The sequence below is a fragment of the Shinella sp. R2-11 genome, from assembly GCF_055330205.1.
The window spans coordinates 200,761-220,733 of the sequence record NZ_JBVAPC010000003.1 but is presented as its reverse complement, the minus strand read 5'-3'; the positions used below and the strand labels follow the sequence as shown (position 1 = coordinate 220,733).

Sequence of the window (19,973 nt, the reverse complement as noted above, 5' to 3'; positions counted from 1 at the left end):
TCAGTCCAGTTGCGCGAGCCTTGCGAGCGCGTCGCGCGCGCCCGGCCCTGCGGCGACGACGGGGGAGCCTTTCGTCAGCCGCTCGCCTTCCGTCGGGAAGGGGTGATACCAGCCGCCTGCCTCCTTGACGAGGCAATAGCCGGCAAGGCAATCCCAGGCATGCATGTAGGGCTCGTAATAGCCGACGAGCCGGCCAGCGGCGACATAGGCCAGCATCAGCGCGCCGGAGCCGTTGCGGATGAAGTTGCCGCCCGCCTGCAGCAGGCGGCTGACGATGTCGGCGACGACCTCGGGCGTGACATGGCTGTTGGCGCCGATGCCGGTCAGGGCGTTCTCGACGGTGCGGGAGGGGTCGAGCGTCAGCACACTACCGTTGAGCTTCGCCCCCCTGCCGGCGGCGGCGGCATAGAGCTCGCCATGGCAAGGCGCGCCGATGACGCCGACGACCGGCACGCCCTCATGCAATACGGCGACCGAGACGCACCAGTTCGGCATGCCGTTGACGAAGGGCGCCGTGCCATCGATGGGATCGACGACCCAAGTATAGCCGGATGTACCCGCTGCAAGGCCGAACTCCTCGCCGAGGAAGCCATCTTCCGGGAACAAGGCCTCGACCCGGTCGCGGATCAGCGTCTCCACGTTGCGGTCGGCGATGGAGACCACGTCCTGAAGGTCGCGCTTGGTCTCGATCACCAGGGAATCGCGCCGGTTAAAGTAATCGAGCGCCATCGCCCCGCCCTCCTGCGCGAGAAGCTTGGCGAGGGCGAAGCGTTTGTCGAGGGCCGTCTCTTGCGACGTCATGCGTTTATTCCTTGCGATGGGGTCAGGTATTGATGAGGGCGATGCCGCGGTTCTTGAACTTGAGCGTGGCATCCGCGGCGGCGGGCAGGATGCGGTCGACGGCGTGGTCGACAATGAAGAGCGTGCCGACATCGGTCTCGACTTCGTATTCGACATGGTCGCCGAGGTAGGCCGAGTGCAGGATGCGGCCGGAAAGCCCCTCGCCGCGCCCTTCGGTGAGCGTCACCGAGCCCGGCCGCACGGCAAGGTTCGCCGCGCCGGGCCTTGCCCGCCCGGCCGGCACGCGATGCTCGAACCCGCCGACGCGGACCTTCGCCTCGTCGTTCTCGACGCCGATCACCTCGCAGGCGATCACATTGGCCTCGCCCATGAAGTCGGCGATGAAGGAGGAGGCGGGCGCCTCGTAGAGCTCGCGCGGGGCGCCGGACTGGGCGATCTCGCCGTCCTTCATGACGATGATGCGGTCGGAGACGGCGAGCGCCTCGTCCTGGTCGTGCGTGACATAGACGGCGGTGAAGCCGAGACGCTGCTGGAGCTCGCGGATATCCGTGCGCACCTTGCGGCGCAGGCGCGCATCGAGGTTCGACAGGGGCTCGTCGAGCAGCAGCACCTGCGGCTCCAGCACCAGCGCCCGGGCGACGGCGACGCGCTGCTGCTGGCCGCCGGAAAGCTCGGCCGGCAGGCGGTGACCCATGCCGGCGAGGCCGACGAGCGCCAGCCCCTCCTCCGCCCGCTCCCGCGCCTCCCTGCGCGAGAGGCCGGAGGATTCCAGGCCATAGGCGACATTGTCGAGCGAGGCCATGTGCGGGAAGAGCGCATAGGACTGGAACACCATCGAGACGTCGCGCTCGTTGGCCGGCAGCATGGTGACGTCCTTGCCGCCGATGAGGATGCGCCCGGCGGTCGGATGCTCCAGGCCGGCGAGCATCCTGAGCGTCGTCGTCTTGCCGCAGCCGGAGGGGCCGAGCAGCGTGACGAGCGTGCCGGGCTCGATGGTGAGCGACAGGTCCGGGATCGCGGTGAAGGCGCCGAAGGTCTTCTTGACGTTCTCGAAGGTGACGGAACCGGCTTTGGGCTTGATCATGCGATTTTCTCCTGGCGGGAGGAAGAGGACGGGGTGAGGCCGGCGACGCGGTTCTCGCGCCTGAGCCGCCGTTCACCGACGAGAAGCTGGAAGCCGGCGATGACCGCGATCATCACGACGATCAGCATGGAGGAATAGGCGATCGCCACGCCGTATTCGCCGTTCTCGACGAGGCCGACGATATAGGCGGTCGCCATGTTGTATTCGGCGCTGACGAGGAAGATGACGGCGCTGATGGAGGTGATGGCGCGCACGAAGGAATAGACGAGCGCGGCGGTGATGGCAGGGCGCAGGAGCGGCAGGATGACCTTGCGGATCGTGCGGAAGCTGCCGGCGCGCAGCGTCAGCGAGGCCTCGTCGAGGCTCTTGTCGAGCTGGCTCATCGCCGCGATGCCGCCGCGCACGCCGACCGGCATGTTGCGGAAGACGAAGCAGGCAATCAGGATCAGCGCAGAGCCGGTCATTTCCAGCGGTGGCAGATTGAAGGCCATGATGTAGCTGACGCCGATGACCGTGCCGGGAATGGCGAAGCTCATCATCAGCGCGAATTCGAAGACGTTCCGCCCGGTGAACTTCTGGCGCACGATGATATAGGCCGTCAGCAGGCCGACCGCGGCGGTGAGCGGGGCGGAAAGAAGCGCGATCTCCATGGTCGTCCAGAACGAGTTCCAGGCGACGCCCGTCCAGGCGATGCCCCAGGCCGTGCCATTGCCGAAGCTGACGGAGAAGGCCTTGATGTAGTGGTCGAGCGTCAGCGAGTTGTCGAGGCCCCAGGTCTTCACGAAGCCGCCGACGAGGATCATGCCGTAGATGACCAGCGTGAACAGGCCCCACGGGATGACCACCGAATGGACGGCGATGGAAAGCCCCTTCGGCAGGGCGATATGCGCCCCGCTGTCGCCCTTGCCTGTGACGGTGGCGAAGTTCTTGCCGGAGAGCCAGACGCGCTGGGCCAGGAAGGCCGAGAGCGTGAAGAAGAGCAGCACCATGGCGAGCACGGCGGCGCGGGACGGGTCGTTCTGCGAGCCGACGACGGCGAAGAAGATTTCCGTCGAGAGCACGCCGTGGCTGCCGCCGAGCACCAGCGGGTTACCGAAGTCGGCCATGCTCTCGATGAAGCCGATGAGGAAGGCGTTGGCGAGGCCCGGCTTCATCAGCGGCAGCGAGACGCGGCGGAAGGTGCGCCAGCGGTTGGCGCGCAGCGTGGTCGACGCCTCCTCCATCGACGGGCTGACGCCTTCGACGACACCGATCAGCACGAGGAAGGAGATCGGCGTGAAGGAGAGGACCTGCGCGATCCAGATGCCGGTGAGCCCGTAGAGCCAGCGGCCGGGCTCGATGCCGAGCAGGCTCGAAAGCCCCTGCGTGACCACGCCGGCGCGTCCGAAGAGCAGCGTCAGCGCAAGGCCGATGACGAAGGGCGGGGTGATGATCGGCAGGATCGTCAGCAGGCGCAGGCCCTTCTTGAAGGGAAACTGCGTGCGGGTGGCGACCAGCGCGAAGGCAAGGCCGAGCAGCGTGGAGCCGAGGCCCGTCATGATGGCGAGCCAGAGCGTGCGCCAGGCGACGCCGCAGCGGCCCGCGCCGATGACGCAATTGAGGCTCCAGATGCTCGGGTCCTGCAGGTTGCGGATGAAATTATCGGGATTGAACGAGCCGTCGAAATCCTGCACCGCGCCGATGAACATGCTGCCGATCGGATAGAAGACGAAGACCGCGACGAGGAAGACGAGCAGCGAGATCGAGCTGACGACGAAGGCATCGCCCTTCATGACGCCCCGCTCGGCAAGGCCGAAGGAGAACATCAGGACGAAGGTGATGGCGGAGAGCACCGCGCCCGCCCCCATCGAGGGCTGGCCGTCGGCAAGCGGGCCGAACAGGTTCTCGCTGATCGCCCAGGTCCAGCCGGAAAAGCCGATGGCCAGCCCCTGGAGCGCGAGGAACAGCACGCCGATCGCCCCCACCCATGCCAGCACGGCGCCGCGGCGCATCGGGTCCGCCATGCCGCGCGCCAGACCTGCGATGAGAAGGAGCAGCACGACGGCCGCAAGCCACGGGCGGCCATGCGCCGCGATCTGGACGAGACCGGGCGCGGCCTCTGTGGAAAGCGGGAAACCGGCCAGCCAGCCGAACCCGAAGAAGCCGTTCTCGATGCGATACCAGGGCAGAAGGGTCAATGCGACCGCGCCCAGGATCAGGACGATGTCCAGCCTGCGATTGCCATGCGTCATGGCCGACCTCGCTGTCTTTGATTGCGGGAAGGCGGCGCCCGGAGGAGACGGGCGCCGCTTGGGACATCAGTTGGCGGCAGCGCCGACTTCACGGTCCCAGCGCTCCAGCAGTTCCTTGCGCTTTGCCGGGTCGCCATAGGTCTTGAAGTCGTAGTCGATCAGCTTGATGTCCTCGAACTTCGGCGCTTCCTTCGGAATCTCCGCGTTCTTGTTGGAGGGAAGCTGGAAGGACTTGGCATCCTTCATGCGCGACTGGACTTCCGGGGTCAGCGCCCAGTCGTACCAGATCTTCGCATTGTCGAGGTTGCGCGCGCCCTTGATGATCGACATGGAGCCGATCTCGTAGCCGGTGCCCTCGCAGGGCGTGACGGACTTGACCGGGAAGCCTTCGGCGATCTGCGCCACGGCGTCATGCACGAAGACGATGCCGAGCGCCGTTTCGCCGCGCGCCGCCGCCTTCACCGGCGCGGAACCGGACTTGGTGTATTGCGAGATGTTCTCGTTGAGCTTCTTCAGGTAGTCGAAGGCCGGCTCCTCGCCCATGATCTGGACGAGGGAGGCGAGCGCAGTATAGGCCGTGCCCGAGGAGTTCGGATTGGCGATCTGGATCTCGCCCTTCAGTTCCGGCGCCAGGAGGTCGGCCCAGCACTTCGGCTCCTTGAAGCCCTTCGACTTGAAGATATCGGTGTTGTAGCCCCAGCCGAGCGCGCCGGCATAGACGCCGACCGTGCGGTAGCCCGAGCTTTCCGCCTGGCTCTTCGCCCAGTCGTTGAGTTCGTCGAGCTTGGGCGACTTGTATTCCAGCGTCAGGCCTTCGGAAGCGGCCTGCAGATGCGGGTCGCCCGTGCCGGCCCACCAGATGTCGGTCTTCGGGTTGCGGGCTTCCGCGCGGACCTTCGCATAGGTCTCGCCGGAGGACAGGCGAACCATGTTCACCTTGATATCACTATGGGTCTTCTCGAAATCGCCCTTCATCTGCTCGCAGATGACGACGTCGGCCGAGCAGATGAGGTTGAGCTCACCGGCCGCCTTCGCCGGCAGGGCGGCAAGCGCCGTTCCGGCGAAGAGCATGAGGGAAAGGGTCTTCATTTTCATTGGGCATCCTCCTGTTGCCTGGTCATGAATTCGGCTGCGAACGGCGCACGAGGGGGCCTTCGGCCTGCCCGCGAGGGCGGCGCGTCCGCGGTTTTCCTTGGGTCTTGCGTAAAGGCTCGCTCAGTTCGTCGCGGCGATCTCCGCGTCGAACCTTTCGAGCAGCCGACTTCGCTCTTCCGGCGAGCCGAAGGTCGCGAAGTCGTAATCCACCATCTTGATCATCGAGATATCGGGCGCTGCCAGCGGCAGGGTCGATTTCGCATTGGACGGCACCTGGTTCTGGCCGGATGCCGCGCCCGTGCCCTGCCCTTCCGGGCTGAGCGCGAAGTCGACGAAGCGCCTGGCCTCCTCCGGATGCCGCGCGCCCTTGACGATGCTGACGGCACCGATCTCGTAGCCGGTGCCCTCGCAGGGCGCGACGATCACCAGCGGATAGCCCGCCTGCTTCTGTGTGACGGCATCGTGCATGAAGGAGATGCCGATCAGCGTCTCGCCGCGCGCCGCCGCCTTGACCGGCGCCGATCCGGCGCTCGTATAGCGCCCGATATTGCGGTTGAGCGCCGCCATGAAGCGGAACGCCTCGTCCTCGCCGAAGAGCTGCACCAGCGTCGCAAGCGTCGTGAAGGCCGTGCCGGAGGAATTCGGATTGCCGCTCTCGATGCGCCCGCGATAGGAAATGTCGGCAAGGTCCTTCCAGCAGGCCGGCGCCGGCAGTTTGAGCTGGCGCAGGAGGTCGGCATTGTAGGCAAAGCCGAGCGCCCCGGCATAGATGCCCGCCGAGCGCCCGCCCGACATGGCGAAGAAATTCTGCGCCCAGGGCAGCATGTCGCGTTCATGCGCCGGGCGATAGGGTTCGAGGAGGTCTTCCGATCCGCCCTGGAGATGCGTGTCGCCCGTGCCGCCCCACCAGACGTCGACCGTCGGGGCGGCCTTCTCGGCGCGGATCTGGTTGAGGATGTCGCCGGTGCTCTTTCGGGTCATCGAGATCTCGAGGCCGGACTTCGCCTCGTACGCCTTCTTCATCGCCGCGCACCAGACCTCGTCGACGCCGCACAGAACGGTGAGCGCCGGGGCTGTCATGCCGGTCGTGACGCTGCATAGCCACAGGGCCATGCCCGCGCCGAAAGCGGTGATGCCTTTCACGATGTCCTCCCATTTGGAACGTCGCCGTCCCAATCTCCACAGTCAGGATGTCACATTCCCCGCCTGCCGCAATCGAAGAATGGTTACCGTTCTTACAGCCGTGGGCGGCCGCTGCATGGCAAAAATTACAAAGGTTACAAATGTGACAGATCCGCATAACACGAGCTGCTTTGAACATTCGGCAAGCGCCGCCTATGATGCGGGCGGGAGGACGTGCAGTGCTGATCGAGCGGATTCGGATTCTGATCGTCGAGGACGATCCGGACATGGCGGAACTTGTTTCCGACCTCGTGGAGGCGGAAGGCTGGACACCGCTTGTCGCCCCGTCGGCCGAGGCGGCCGCGGCCGTGCTCGCGCATGAGACCGTGCATCTCGTGCTGGTCGACCATAACCTTCCCGGCACGTCCGGGCGCACCTTCGCCCAGCGCCTGCGCGCCCAGACAAATATCGGCATCGTCATGGTGACGGCCGCCGGCAGCGCGGCGGACCGCGTGCTGGGGCTGGAGACGGCGGCGGACGACTATGTCGTCAAGCCCTTCGAGCCGATCGAGCTCACCGCCCGCATCAAGGCCGTGCTGCGCCGGACGATCCCCTCGCTGAAGCCGGAAAGCGAGCGCGAGCCGGAACCGGCCTCGCTCCGGCTCGGCGACTGGTCGGTGGACCTGAAGAACCGCCGTGCGGTATGCCTGTCCGATCCGGCGAAATCGCTCACCAGCGCCGAATTCACCCTTCTCGAAATCCTCGCCGATACGCCGAACATGCCGGTCAGCCGCGCGCATATCCTCGACCGGCTCGGCGCGGAGAGCGACCGCTATATCGACCGCAATGTCGATGTCCTCGTGCTCCGGCTGCGGCGCAAGATCGAGCGCAACCCGGACCTGCCGCGCCATATCAAGACGCGGCGCGGCAAGGGATACGTTCTCGACACGGACGACGGCGAGCCCGCTCCGTGATCAGCCGCCCCTTCCTTTCCTCGATCGCCTTCCGCTTGCCGTTTGCGATCGTCTTCATCTGCGTGCTGGTCTTCAGCCTCGCGACCATCGCCGTCTACGGCCTGCAGCGGGCGCGGGAAGAGATGGCCGCCTACGGGCTGCAGGCCTTTTCCAGCCTCGCCAAGGCCTCCCTCGTCTCCCGCCAGGTCTCGGACCTCGTGTCGAGCGCGCCGTTCCTGATGAATGCGACATCGCCCTACCGCGTCTCCAGCGAAAGCCGCTCCGTCGTCGCGCAGGTCGATACGCTGCTGCGCGCCATGCAGCCGGAAAGCGGCGAGAAGGCGGTCAAGGGCTTTGCCAGCGCGCGGATCGTCGAACTGCTGGAGACCATCCGCAACCAGACGACGACGCTTGCCGCCGATGCCGATTCCGCCCAGCAGCACAAGGCCGAGGCCGCCGCCGCGCTCGGCGAGATCGCGACCGGCCGCGGCATCGCCGACGAGGATTTCCGCCGCCGGCTGAACGGCATCGTGCAGTCGGCCTCCAATTCCGACAGCCTCTTCCAGCTCGGCGAGCTGCGCCGCCGCTATGTGGCGGAGACCACGCCGCGCCTCGAGCGCGCGGCGCCGGATATCCGTGTTTCCGCCGCCGAGCTCGCCCCCTATGAGCGGGTCTTCGAGGCACAGACCCGCTACCTGCTCGAAATGTTCTCGATCCGCGCGGCCGTCGCGCGGCTGCATGTCGTCTCGCGCGACCTGTCGCATGCCACGGAAACGCAGAGCGAGGCCGTCGCCCGCGGCCTCAACGACGACCTGCTCTCCACCTCCGACGTGCTGAGCCGTCTGCTCGTCATCGTCGCCTTCGCCGCGCTCCTGGTGCTTGCCATGGCGGTCCTTTCCATCCGCTCGGTCATGCGCGTTTCGCGCGGCATCGTCTCGCTTTCGAACGGCATGAACGCGCTTGCGGAGGGCCGCAAGGATGTCGAGACGCCGAGCTACGAGGGATCGGAAACGGAGCTCGTGCGGCTCCTGGAGGCCTTCCGCGCCTTCCGCGAGAGCGCCGAGCGCGTCTCGCGGCTCCGGCGCACCGCCGAGGCGGCCGCACGGACCATCCGCTCGACCTTCCGCAACATGAACGAAGGGATCGCGCTCTTCGATCCGCGCGGCCGGCCGATCACCATGAACCGGCGCGTCATCGAGCTTGTCGGCTGGTCCGGTTCGGCGCGGAAGCTGCCGGCGCGGAAATTCGTGGAGCCCATCCCCGAGATAGAGCCCGCCCTCCTGCCCGCGGATGAAGATCGGGGCGCGCTGGAGGACCGCGCCGTCCTGCGCCACCGCTCGAAGGCCGGGCGCGTCACCGAAGTCTCGCTCTCCCGCCAGCCGGACGGCGGCATCGTGCTCCTTGCCCGCGACGTCACGGACATGGACCGGCAGGAGGCGGAGGCGGCCAAGGCGCATCGCCTCGACGGCATCATGCGCATGACCCATCAGGTGAGCCACGAGGTCGGCAACATGATCGGCATCATCACGGGAAGCCTCGGCCTCCTGGAGCGCGAGACCGGCTTCAACGACCGGCAGAAGCGGCATCTCTCCCGCATCCGCAAGGCCGCCGACCGCGGGCGTTCGCTCGCCGGCAGCATGCTTTCCATCGGCAGCCAGCAGCCGATCCATCCGGGCGCGGTGGAGATCGGCGCGCTGCTGCGCGGCATGGCGGACGTGCTGGAGATCGCCATCGGCGAGAAATGCCGCCTCGACTTCGATATCGCGGAAGGCCTGCCGGCCGTGCTGCTCGATCCGGCCCTCTTCGAACAATCCGTGCTCAACCTCTGCCTCAACGCCGCCGCCGCGATGCCCGAAGGCGGAACGATCCTCGTGCGCTCCTTCCGCAACGAGACGGGCGTCGTCGTGTCGGTGAGCGACGAGGGTGTCGGCATGTCGCCGGAGGCGGCGGACAAGGCGTTCGAGCCCTATTTCACCACCCGCAACGAACAAGGCGGCGCCGGCCTCGGCCTTGCCGTGGTCTACGGCTTCGTGCGGCAGAGCGGCGGCGACGCGCGCATTCATTCCACCCCCGGCAAGGGCACGACCGTCGAACTGTGGTTCCCGGCCTGCGCCGAAGGCAGACCCATCATAACACCGCCATTTCCGTAGCGTAGGGCACGGAAAATGACACCAATCATTTGCATCGAAGACTGAAAGGACAGACCATGGATGTGATCTTTACCCCGGAACTGACGATTTGCGGCATCGAGGAGCTGCCGGCGCAGCGCGAGCGGAAGGTGACCCATGTCCTGTCCCTGCTCGACCCGGAGCTTCCCGAGATCGAGACTTTCGCGACCTATGGCCAGCACCACCGCACGACGCTGCGCTTCCACGACATCATCGTCGCCGCGCCGGACCGGGTGATGCCGCGTCCCGACCATGTCGAGGCCATCCTGAAATTCGGCTCGGACTTCCAGGCCCAGCAGAACGCGCAGGCGTCGAGCCACCTGCTCGTGCATTGCCATATGGGCGTTTCCCGCTCGACCGCCGCCATGCTGACGCTGATGGCGCAGGCCAACCCGGATGAAACGGCCGAGAACCTCTTCACCCGCCTCGTCACGATCCGGCCGCAGGCCTGGCCGAACTCGCAGATGATCGGCTTTGCCGACGAGCAGCTCGGCCGCAAGGGCGAGCTGACGGCCGCGCTCGGCCGCCATTACGGCCGGCAGATCCGCAACCAGCCGCAATATGGCGAGTGGATGAAGACCCTCGGCCGCCATGCCGAACTGCAGATGGCCATCCTCGACTGAAGGATCAGAATTCCGGCGGCGTAAAGCCGCCGGAGTTTCAGCGGGGAACGAACTCGACCAGCATGGACTTGAGCTCGATCTCGCGGACGCGCCGGGCGGCCTCGTCCGGGCTGACCCAGGCGAGAATGCGCTCGCCCTTTTCCTTGAACTTTTCCGCGACGCCCGTGACCTCGATCTGGAAGACGTCGACGATGCAGGGCGCGACATCGCCGTCGTCGAGCAGCTTCAGATAGGTGTAGCTGCCGACCGGCTTCTTGCGCACGGTTCCCTTGACGCCGGCCTCCTGCAACGCCTCGATGGCCGCCGCTTCATAAGGCTTCCTGCCCTTCATCGGCCAGCCCTTGGGAATGATCCACCGCCCGCTGTCGCGCGACGTCACGACAAGGATCTCGATCCCCTCGCCCGTCGACGCGGGGCGAAAGCAGAGGGCGGCATATTGCTGGCGGAAGGCACCCGAGAACAGCTTCTCGGGCGAAGCCGCGAGCTTCTGCAGGAGCGTCTTCGGCTTGCGCTCCCTCGCCCTCTTGTCCTTCTTGCCTGTCTTCACGGTCTCTGTCGCCGACGCTTTCAATCCGTTTCTGAATGATGGAGTTCGCCGCCCGTGTCAAAGCGGAAGTCGGGCTTCCTGCCGATCCGGCTTGAAATGGGCGGAGCAGCGGCTACGCTGCCCCGCACCCGCATTCAACTTCGGACCCGGCCCGCCATGACATCTGCAAATGCCCGTATTCTCAATGCCGTAGACCAGTCCTTTGAGAGTGAGGTCCAGTTTCTGGAAAAGCTGGTGGCCTTCCGTTCCCTCCGCAACGAGGAGGCCGAGGCGCAGGATTTCATTCGGGCGGCATTGCAGAAGCGCGGCTTTGCGGTGGAGCGCCTGCGCACCGATGCCTCGAAGATCGGACGGCACCCGGCCTTCTCGCCAGCCACGGTCGATTATACGGAAAGCTGGAACGTCGTCGGTCGCAAGGCTGCAGGCGGCTTGGGCGGCCGCTCGCTCGCCTTCAACTCCCATGTCGACATCGTTCCGGCGGGAAGCAGCCACCGCTGGGCCTCCGCCCCCTTCCAGCCGGTCCGCAAGGGCGACTGGCTTTACGGGCGCGGCGCCGGCGACATGAAGGCCGGCCTCGTCGCCTCCATCTTCGCGCTCGACGCCATCGCGGCGGCCGGCCTTTCCTTGCGGGGCGACGTCCAAGTCCAGTCCGTCGTGGAGGAGGAGATCACCGGCAATGGCGCCGCGACGCTCTTCGAACGCGGCTTCGTTGCCGATGCGATCATCAGCCCCGAACCGACGGACGAACAGCTCGTGCGGGCAAATGCCGGCGTCATCAAGTTCCGGCTGGAAACCAAGGGCCGCCCCGCCCATCCCCGCGAGCCGGAATCCGGCCAGAGCGCAATCGACCTCATGATTCGCCTGATCGGCCATCTCCGGGCGCTGGAGCGCAAATGGATCGACGAGCGGCAGGACAGGCGCTGGTTCAGCGATCTCGCCAACCCCGTGGCATTGACCATCGGCACGATCAGCGGCGGCGACTGGATCGCCTCCATTCCCAGCGATTGCGTTGCGGAAGGCCGCATCGGCTTCTACCCGGGCGAGGATCCGCAGGCTCGCGCGGCGGAATTCGAAGCCTTCCTCGCACGCATCCAGACGGACGATCCGGCCTTTGCCGGCGATCACCTGGTCGACCTCACCTGGGTCGGCGTGATGCATGCCGGCTACGAGCTTGCGGAGGGAACGCCGGCCGAAGCCAGCCTTCGCGCCGCCCACGCCCTGACGCATGCGGGAAGCGATCTCCCCTCCTATGTCATGGCCTGCTATCTCGACGCCGCGGTCTTCTCCGTGCACGGCAACATCCCCTCGCTCGTCTACGGCCCGATCGCCGAAAACATCCACGGCATCGACGAGCGCGTCAGCCTTTCCTCGCTGAAGCGCGTCACCAAGACGCTCGCCCTCTTCGCGGCGGACTGGTGCGGCATAGCGGAAAGCTGAGCCATTGAAATTGTCATGCATTTACGCCAGAAAAATGCATGACAAAATGGCAACCCGATCCCGCCCTCCTGCGGCGTCCCGTCTATATTTCCCTCGCCGACCAGTTCACGGCCGCGATCAAGAGCGGCCGGCTTGCGGCAGGCGGCAAGCTGCCGGCCCATCGCGACCTTGCCTATGACCTGAAGGTCTCCATCCAGACAGTCAGCAAGGCCTATGACATCCTGGCCCGCCGGGGCCTCGTGTCCGGCGAAGTGGGGCGCGGAACCTATGTGAAGCCGGGCGGCCCGGCGCTGCAGCCGCCCTACATCGCCGAGCGGCTGGCGAATGTCATCGACCTCTCCATCGTGACGCCCGTCTGCACCGCCATGCAGCTCGACCGGATGAAGGCGGCGCTGCACCGGCTCGGCGACACGATCCCGCCCTCCGCCGTGCTGTCCTTCCGGCCCAACACGATCTTCGCCCGGCACAACGAGGCGTCCGTCTCCTGGCTTTCCGGCCTCGGCGTGGAGGCGGCGCCGCAGAACGTGATGCTGACGAACGGCGCATCCTCCGCCTTCACCGTTGCGCTCATGTCGGCGGCCGGCCCGGGCGCGATCCTCGCGGCGGAAGAGATCTGCTATCACGTCATCCGCCCCCTTGCCGACTATCTCGGCATCAGGGTGCGGGCAATCGCCGCGGACGCGGATGGAATGCTGCCGGAGGCGCTGGAGGAGGCCTGCCTTCGCGAGGAGGTGCGGGTGGTGACGCTCCAGCCGAACCTTGCCAATCCCACCACCGTCCTGATGTCCGAAGGGCGACGGCGGGCGATAGCGGAGGTTGCGCGGCGGCATGACGTGACGATCATCGAGACCGATGTCTTCGGTCCGCTCCTGTCCGACCGACCGCAGCCGCTTGCGGCCCTTGCGCCGGAACGCACGATCTACATCACCGGCTTCACCAAGGTCGCCGTGCCGGGCCTGAGGATCGGCTATGTGGCCGCGCCCGACCATTTCGCTGCGACGATCGCCAACCGGCAATTGATGGCGAACTGGATGGCGACGCCGATCATGGCCGAGATCGCCACGCTATGGCTTGGCGACGGCACCATGGACGCCCTGGTCGGCTGGCAGCGCGAGACGCTGCGCGCCCGCCATCGCATCGTGGCGGAATCCCTCGGCAAGGCATCCTGCCGCACGCATCCCGAAGGCCTGCACGTCTGGCTGCCCCTTCCGCCCGATCATGACGAGCTCGCCTTCGTCTCCCAGGCGCGGGCGCGCGGCGTCGCCGTCGCCCCGAGCACGCCCTTCTGCCTCTCCGGCCTTCCCGCCGGCGCCGTCCGGCTTTCGGTCGGCGCGACGGAAGCGGAGGAGTTGCGCGCGGGCCTCGATATCCTCGCCTCGCTCCTGCGCGCCGCGCCCGACCGGAGCGTGCTATCGATCTGATAAATTGACACGTGTCTTTTTCGAAGATTGACGCGGTTCTTTCTGCGCGGCTCAATATAGGTCGAGAACTGCGGAGCGCGCATGATCGAGGAGATTCAGCCACGGCCGGCACTGGACGATCGCCCTGTACCCAGGCGCATCGGCCTGATCGCGCTTGCGACCGACCACACCGTCGAGGCGGATTTCAGGCGTCTCGTCGCAAGCGATGCCGTCGCCGTCCATGTGGCCCGCGTCCACTACGCCAACCCGACCACGCCGGAAAACCTGCGCGCGATGCATCCGCACCTTGCCGCCGCCGCCGGGCTCATCCTGCCCGGCGAGGCGCTCGACGCCATCGTCTATGGCTGCACCTCCGCCTCGGTCGTCATCGGCGAGGATGCGGTGGCCGCGGCCCTCGAAGCGGGCCGGCCGGGAACGCCGGTCATCACGCCCGCCGGCGCCGCCGTCCGGGCGCTTCGCGCCCTGCGGGCACGGCGCATCGATATCCTGACGCCTTACGTCCGGCGGACGGCGGAGCCGATGCAGGCATTCTTCACCGCAAATGGCTTTGATGTCGACCGCCTCGTCTGCCTCGGCATGGAGGACGACCGCGAGATGGCGCGCCTGCCGCTCGAGGAGATCGTGCGGCTGGCCGTCGAGACGGTCACGCCCGGCGCCGAGGCGCTGTTCCTCGCCTGCACGGCCCTCCGCGCCGCCCAATGCGCGCCCGAGATCGAGCGGCGAACCGGCCTACCGGTCGTCACCAGCAACCTTGCGGCCGCCTGCTCACCCTTGCCGACACCCGATAACCGCCACCCGACAGGATGCGTCCATCATGATCGAACTTCCCTTCGCGCTTTCCGAATACAAGGCCCGCCTCCAGGCCATCCGTGCGGAGATGGCGCGCCGCAATCTCGACCTGCTGATCGTCAACGACGTCGCCAACCAGCATTACATCACCGGTTATGACGGCTGGTCCTTCTATACGCCGCAGGTCGTTCTCGTTCCCCTCGCGGAGGAGGAGCCCGTCTGGATCGGCCGCGCCATGGATGCGGCCGGCGGCCTTCTGACCGCATGGATGAAGCCGGAGAACATCGTTGGCTTCCCGGAAGACCACGTCCAGCGCGCCGACCGCCACCCGATGGACTGGATCGCCGGCTGGATCACCCGCAAGGGCTGGGATCGCGGCAATATCGGCATCGAGCTGGAGGCCTATTACTACTCGCCGAAGGCGCATGCGCGCCTTACCGCCGGCCTGCCCAACGCCACCTTCCACGACGCGGACCTCTTGGTGAACTGGATCCGCAGCGTCAAGTCCGCCGCCGAGATCGATTATCTGCGCAAGGCCTCGCGCCTTGCCGAAGCCGCCGTGACCGCCGCCTATGACGTCATCGCGCCGGGCGTGCGCGAATGCGATGCCATCGCGCGGATCCAGGCCGCGCAGGTCGCCGGCTCGCCGGACTTCGCTGGGGACATCACCGCCCTTCCCCCGACCATCCTTGCCGGCGAAAATGCATCGGCGCCTCATGTCATGTGGAGCGACCGACGCTTCGGCGAGAACGAGACGGTCGCGCTGGAGCTTGCCGGCGTCGTCCGCCGCTATACGGCCGGCCTTGCCCGCACCATGCAGCTCGGCCGGATACCGGCCAAGGTCGGCGACACCGGCAAGGCGGTGCTCGAAGGCATGGAGGCCGTGCTCGCCGCCATCAAGCCCGGCGTCATGGCCGAGGAGGTCGAGGCCGCCTGGCGACAGGTCATCCAGCGCCACGGCCTGAAGAAGGAGTCGCGCATCGGCTATTCCATCGGCGTCGCATATCCGCCGGACTGGGGCGAGCATACGATCAGCCTGCGCCCGGGCGACAAGACCATCCTCAAGCCCGGCAACGTGCTGCACTCCATTCTCGGCATGTGGATGGACGGCTGGGGGATCGAGGTCAGCGAGACGATCCTCGTGACCGAACGGGGCTGCGAGACGCTGACCAACTTCCCGCGGGACATCCATGTCAAGGCCTGACCCCGACACCGCCGCGATGGAACCGTCGCTGGAACGCGGGATGATCGATATCCGGCGCCACCTCCATCGCAATCCGGAACTGTCGAACGACGAGCGCGAGACACAGGCCTACCTGAAGCAGGCGCTCGGGGCGGCAGGGCTGGAGAATGTCCGGCCCGTCGCGGGCTTCGGCCTTGCCGTGGATATCGCCGGAACGGCCGGGCCTTCGAACCGCAAGGTGGTGATCCGGGCCGATATCGATGCGCTGCCGATCACCGAGGCATCGGGCGTGCCCTTCGCCTCCGCGCGGCCGGGCGTGATGCATGCCTGCGGGCACGACGCGCATGCCGCGATGGGCTACGCCGCCGCGGTCCTGCTCGACCGGCAGAGATCGTCGTTCAGCGGCACGGTGCGCCTGATCTTCCAGCCCGCCGAGGAAGCCGAGCCGCTCGGCGGCCGGCGGGTGATCGAGGAGGGCCTTCTTGACGACGTGGACGCCGCAATCGGCATCCATGTCGATCCCTATACGCCCGCCGGACAGATCGCTGTCGGCGCCGGTCCCTACACGCTCGCCTGCGATATCTTCGACGTCGTCGTTACCGGCAATTCCGCCCATGCCGCCAAGCCCTCCGACGGGGTGGATGCGATCGCGGTCGCCTGTTCCATGGTGACGGAATTGCAGAAGATCGTCTCGCGCGAGATCGATCCCTACGACCCGCTGGTGGTTTCCGTCACCGGCATAGAGGGCGGCGGCGCATATAACGTGATCGCCCCCGAGGTGCGCCTGAAGGGCACGATCCGCAGCGGCCACGAGGAGACACGGCAGAAGGCCTGGCGCCGGCTGCGGCAGATTCTCGAAGGCGTCGCCGCCACCCATGATGCGGGCGTCGCGGTGAATATCCAGCGAGGCGAGCCGCCGGTCGTCAACGCGCCTGAAATGGTCGCCATCGTCCAGCAGGCGGGAGCCGAGGTCGTCGGACGGGACAACGTGCTCAACGCACCCGGCTGGACCGCAGCCGACGACTTCGCCTTCTACAGCGAGAAATGCCCGTCGGTCTATTTCCGCCTCGGCATCCGAAACGAGGCGATGGAGGCGATCCATCCGCTGCACCACCCGAAGTTCCGCGTGGATGAGACCGCCCTTCCCAAGGGGGCGATGACCCTCTCCGCGGCCGCGCTCCGGTTCCTCCGGCAACTGGAATAGCCGGTCCGCTAATCCACGATCGCGCTGTGATCGAGCGCCGGGGCCGCCTGCGGTTTCTTGAGCAGGAGGACGAGCGGCATGGCAGCGAGCGAGAGCAGCATCAGCAGCTTGAAATCATCCATATAGGCGATGATCGTCGCCTGCAGGGTGATGGTGCTGTCGAGCGCGGCGCGCCCCGCCTCGGTCAGCGGATTGAGATGCTGCTGCACGGCCGGATTGTTGAAGGCGTGGTTGAACGGCGTCACATAGGCGGCGATGCTTTCGTGGTTGCTCTGCACGTTCTCCGTGATCAGCGCCGTCACAAGCGAGATGCCGACGGACGAGCCGATGTTCCGCGAAAGGTTGTAGAGACCAGTGCCGTCGCCGCGCATCTGCGGCGGCAGGGTCGAGAAGGCCATGGTCGTCAGCGGCACGAAGAGGAAGCCGAGGCCGGCGCCCTGCACGAAGCCGACGGAAACGATGGTCCATTGCGACACGTCCGGCGTCCAGGCGGTCATGTCATACATCGCCCAGGCCGTCAGCCCGAGGCCGGCGGAAAGCAGGATGCGCGTATCCACCTTGCCGATCAGCCGCCCGATCAGGAACATGCACAGCATGGTGCCGAGGCCGCGCGGCCCCATGACGATGCCGGCGGTGATGACCGGATAGCCCATCAGCGTCTGGAGATAGGGCGTCATCAGCGCCAGCGACGCCAGATAGGTGATGCCGATCACGAAGATGAAGATCATGCTGACGGCGAAGTTCTGGTCGAGGAAGAGCTTCGGATTCACGAAGGGCTTGTCGGCCGTCAGCGTGTGCACGACGAGGAGATAGAAGGCCGCCGCGCAGACGATGGCCTCGACGAGGATTTCGCCGGAGGAAAACCAGTCGAGCTGCTCGCCGCGGTCGAGGAAGAGTTGCAGCGCGCCGATGAAGAGGCTCATCATGCCGAAGCCGAACCAGTCGAGCTTGGCAAGCGCGTCCCGCCGGGTCTCGTTCACGAAGACGACGATGCCGGCGAAGGCGAGCGCGCCGATCGGCACGTTGATGTAGAACACCCAGCGCCAGCTTATATTGTCGGTAAGCCAGCCGCCGATGACCGGCCCGAGCACCGGCCCGACCATGACCGAGACGCCGAAGAGCGCCATGGCCGAGCCGCGCTCCTCCACCGTGTAGATATCGAGCAGGATGCCCTGCGACAGCGGCACCAGCGCCGCGCCGAACAGGCCCTGCAGCAGGCGGAAGGCGACGATCTGGTTGAGCGACTGCGCAAGGCCGCACAGGACCGAGGCGAAGACGAAGCCGGCAATGGCCGTCAGCAGCACCCGCTTGCGGCCGAACTTGGCCGCGAGAAAACCCGAGGGCGGCGTCATGATGGCGGCCGCCACGATATAGGAGGTCAGCACCCAGTTGATCTGGTCGGCCGACGCCGACACGCTGCCCTGGATGAAGGGCAGCGCGACATTGGCGATGGTCGTGTCCAGTGCCTGCATGATGACGGCGAGGATGACGCAGGCCGTGATCGCGCCGCGATTGGCCACGATGACGGCCGGGGCGTCCGTGGAACTAGCCATGTTTCTTGCCGCTGACGCTGTCCAGCACACCCTGGATGGAATCCGGCAGGCCGCGGGCATGGCCGGTGTCGATATCGACGACGGTGCTCATGCCCACCCGCAGCGGCGGCTTGCCGTCGGTATCCTCGATGCTCACGCGCATGGGAATGCGCTGCACGACCTTGACCCAGTTGCCGGAGGTGTTCTGCGCCGGCAGGAGCGAGAAGGACGAGCCGGAGGCCGGGCTGATGCTCTCGACCTTGCCCTTCCAGGAAACGCCCGGATAGGTGTCGACATAGATCGTGGCCTCCTGCCCGGGCTTCACATAGGTCAGCTCGGTCTCCTTGGGATTGGCCGCGATCCACAGGCGGTCGGTCGAGACCAGCGAGAACGCCTGCTGCGATGCCTGGAGATAGGAGCCAACCTGAAGCGCGTTGACATTGGTGACCACGCCATCGAAGGGCGCGCGCACGACGGTATGGTCGAGTTCGCGCTGGGCATTGTCCACGCTGGATTTCGCTTGGAGATAGAGCGGGTATTCCTCGGCCGGCCGGTCGGCGTCGCCGCCGAGCTGGGCGAGCGTGACGGCCGCCTCGGCCTTGCTCACGGAGACCTTCTGGCGCGCGGTATCGAGATTGTGCTTGGCTTCGTCATAGGCCGAGCGGCTGGCGCTTCCGCCGTTCAGCAGGCTCTGCTGGCGGTCGAACTGCGCCTGGAAATAGGGCAGGTCCGCCTCCGCCTGCGTGATCTCCGCCAGCGACTGGCGATAGCTCGCCTTGAGGTTCTCGATCTGGTTGCGCTGGACGCCGAGCTGCGCCTTGGCGCCTTCGAGCGTGATGCGGAAGGCATCGGGCCGCAAAGTGAAGAGCGGCTGGCCGGCCTTCACGGTCTCGTTCTCATGCACGTCGATGCGCTCGACGATGCCGGAGACATCGGTCGCGATGCCCACCATGTCGGCCTGGATATAGGCATTGTCGGTCGCCATGACCTGCCCGCCGGTGACGTAATAATAGCCGCCCACCACGAGGGCGACCGGCAGCAGGGCGAAGAGGACCGGCCGGGCGAGCGAGCGCCGGCGGCGCGGCAGGACGGGTGCGGGCGTTGGCTCAGCGGTCGCGCCGGAAACGGGGGACGGCGCCTCGGCGACCGTGCCCTGCGCCTCCAGGGTTTCGCCTCTGTCGGCGGCATCTTCGGCATCGGCGTCGGTGATGACGCGGAAGGTGGGCTTGTCAGTCATGCTCTTGCTCTTTTTCGCCAGTCGGCGCCTCGCATGCCAGGACGAGGTTCGCCTTTATTTCGGAAAGCACAGTGAAGGTTTCTTCGAGCCGCTCCGGCGCGATGCCGAGCAGCGCCTCGGCGCGCGTCGCATCGGCGAGATCATGGATCTCGGCCAGCAGCGGACGCACCTCGTCCCGAAGGTAGAGGAGCCAGATGCGCCGGTCGGAGGGATGGCGCCGGCGCTCGATCAGTCCGCGCTCGGCAAGCTTGTCGAGAACGCGCACCAGCGCGATCGGCTCGATTTCCAGAAGCTCGGCCAATCCGCCCTGGTGAATGCCTTCGTTCTTCGACAGATAAGCCAGCGTGCGCCACTGCGAACGGGTCAGGCCGAGGCTTTGCGCCCTCTGTTCGAATCGCTTGCGCACGAGGCGCGCGATGTCGGCCAGCAGAGCGAGGGAATAGGCACTCATAGAGGAAGCTACTATTAGGGGGCTAATGATGGAGACGCATATCATGAGGATGGGGCGAAGACAACGCCTCCCTGCAGGATTTCGCCGGTCCTCAC

Annotated in this window: 17 protein-coding genes; 8 read left to right on the top strand and 9 right to left on the bottom strand. The window is 66.5% G+C overall.

All coding sequences use genetic code 11. From position 1 onward, the window contains the following. The 5 genes from ACZ1A1_RS09475 to ACZ1A1_RS09455 form a co-directional block, all read right to left on the bottom strand. Positions 1-801: an inositol monophosphatase family protein gene (locus ACZ1A1_RS09475; protein ID WP_463619707.1), complete on the bottom strand. Its 801-nt coding sequence runs from the start codon at positions 799-801 to the stop codon at positions 1-3. A 22-nt stretch (positions 802-823) separates the two neighbouring features. Beyond that, on the bottom strand, positions 824-1,885 hold the full coding sequence (locus ACZ1A1_RS09470) for an ABC transporter ATP-binding protein (protein WP_463619706.1): 1,062 nt from the start codon (positions 1,883-1,885) through the stop codon (positions 824-826). Beyond that, entirely contained in the window at positions 1,882-4,116 is a 2,235-nt protein-coding gene (locus ACZ1A1_RS09465) for an ABC transporter permease (protein WP_463619705.1), read from the bottom strand. The genes ACZ1A1_RS09470 and ACZ1A1_RS09465 overlap by 4 nt, the downstream gene beginning before the upstream one ends. Before the next feature lie 66 nt (positions 4,117-4,182). Beyond that, positions 4,183-5,211 carry an ABC transporter substrate-binding protein gene (locus tag ACZ1A1_RS09460; RefSeq protein WP_463619704.1) on the bottom strand — a complete coding sequence of 343 codons (1,029 nt, stop codon included), beginning with the start codon at positions 5,209-5,211 and terminating at the stop codon, positions 4,183-4,185. Between the two features lie 120 nt (positions 5,212-5,331). After that, entirely contained in the window at positions 5,332-6,324 is a 993-nt protein-coding gene (locus tag ACZ1A1_RS09455; RefSeq protein ID WP_463620099.1) for an ABC transporter substrate-binding protein, read from the bottom strand. 296 nt (positions 6,325-6,620) lie between these two features. Between ACZ1A1_RS09455 and ACZ1A1_RS09450 the strand changes: the two genes are divergently transcribed. Genes ACZ1A1_RS09450 through ACZ1A1_RS09440 form a run of 3 tightly spaced genes read left to right on the top strand, consistent with a single transcriptional unit; the run spans position 6,621 to position 10,077 of the window. Then, positions 6,621-7,307 carry a winged helix-turn-helix domain-containing protein gene (locus ACZ1A1_RS09450; protein ID WP_463620098.1) on the top strand — a complete coding sequence of 229 codons (687 nt, stop codon included), beginning with the start codon at positions 6,621-6,623 and terminating at the stop codon, positions 7,305-7,307. Beyond that, positions 7,304-9,436 carry an ATP-binding protein gene (locus tag ACZ1A1_RS09445; RefSeq protein ID WP_463619703.1) on the top strand — a complete coding sequence of 711 codons (2,133 nt, stop codon included), beginning with the start codon at positions 7,304-7,306 and terminating at the stop codon, positions 9,434-9,436. Before ACZ1A1_RS09450 ends, ACZ1A1_RS09445 begins: the two co-directional genes overlap by 4 nt. 56 nt (positions 9,437-9,492) lie before the next feature. Then, complete coding sequence (locus ACZ1A1_RS09440; protein ID WP_313194319.1) at positions 9,493-10,077, top strand: tyrosine phosphatase family protein; 585 nt, start codon at positions 9,493-9,495, stop codon at positions 10,075-10,077. A gap of 37 nt (positions 10,078-10,114) precedes the next feature. Here ACZ1A1_RS09440 and ACZ1A1_RS09435 read toward each other — a convergent pair whose 3' ends face one another. Beyond that, positions 10,115-10,624, bottom strand: coding sequence for an NUDIX hydrolase (locus ACZ1A1_RS09435; RefSeq protein ID WP_313194318.1), 510 nt, complete (start codon positions 10,622-10,624; stop codon positions 10,115-10,117). Between the two features lie 96 nt (positions 10,625-10,720). Here ACZ1A1_RS09435 and ACZ1A1_RS09430 point away from each other — a divergent pair, with 96 nt between their 5' ends. The 5 genes from ACZ1A1_RS09430 (at position 10,721) to ACZ1A1_RS09410 (ending at position 16,658) form a co-directional block, all read left to right on the top strand. Next, the gene (locus ACZ1A1_RS09430) at positions 10,721-12,061 is read left to right on the top strand and encodes an ArgE/DapE family deacylase (RefSeq protein ID WP_463620097.1); all 1,341 of its coding nucleotides are present in this window, start codon (positions 10,721-10,723) and stop codon (positions 12,059-12,061) included. Between the two features lie 38 nt (positions 12,062-12,099). After that, the gene (ehuR, locus tag ACZ1A1_RS09425; protein WP_463619702.1) at positions 12,100-13,482 is read left to right on the top strand and encodes a MocR-like ectoine utilization transcription factor EhuR; all 1,383 of its coding nucleotides are present in this window, start codon (positions 12,100-12,102) and stop codon (positions 13,480-13,482) included. Between the two features lie 81 nt (positions 13,483-13,563). After that, a complete protein-coding gene (locus tag ACZ1A1_RS09420) occupies positions 13,564-14,430 on the top strand; it encodes an aspartate racemase/maleate isomerase family protein (RefSeq protein ID WP_463619700.1) in 867 nt (288 codons plus the stop codon). Then, a complete protein-coding gene (locus ACZ1A1_RS09415) occupies positions 14,360-15,475 on the top strand; it encodes a M24 family metallopeptidase (protein ID WP_463620096.1) in 1,116 nt (371 codons plus the stop codon). The genes ACZ1A1_RS09420 and ACZ1A1_RS09415 overlap by 71 nt, the downstream gene beginning before the upstream one ends. Beyond that, entirely contained in the window at positions 15,462-16,658 is a 1,197-nt protein-coding gene (locus tag ACZ1A1_RS09410; protein WP_463619699.1) for a M20 metallopeptidase family protein, read from the top strand. The genes ACZ1A1_RS09415 and ACZ1A1_RS09410 overlap by 14 nt, the downstream gene beginning before the upstream one ends. 8 nt (positions 16,659-16,666) lie before the next feature. Here ACZ1A1_RS09410 and ACZ1A1_RS09405 read toward each other — a convergent pair whose 3' ends face one another. From ACZ1A1_RS09405 to ACZ1A1_RS09395, 3 genes are read right to left on the bottom strand one after another with little or no spacing between them, the layout of a single operon-like run. Then, positions 16,667-18,211, bottom strand: coding sequence for a DHA2 family efflux MFS transporter permease subunit (locus tag ACZ1A1_RS09405; protein ID WP_463619698.1), 1,545 nt, complete (start codon positions 18,209-18,211; stop codon positions 16,667-16,669). Further along, positions 18,204-19,427 (bottom strand): HlyD family secretion protein, encoded by a 1,224-nt coding sequence (locus ACZ1A1_RS09400; protein WP_313194311.1) that lies wholly within the window; start codon positions 19,425-19,427, stop codon positions 18,204-18,206. Before ACZ1A1_RS09400 ends, ACZ1A1_RS09405 begins: the two co-directional genes overlap by 8 nt. Then, complete coding sequence (locus ACZ1A1_RS09395; RefSeq protein WP_463619697.1) at positions 19,420-19,878, bottom strand: MarR family winged helix-turn-helix transcriptional regulator; 459 nt, start codon at positions 19,876-19,878, stop codon at positions 19,420-19,422. The genes ACZ1A1_RS09400 and ACZ1A1_RS09395 overlap by 8 nt, the downstream gene beginning before the upstream one ends. Positions 19,879-19,973 lie beyond the last annotated feature (95 nt).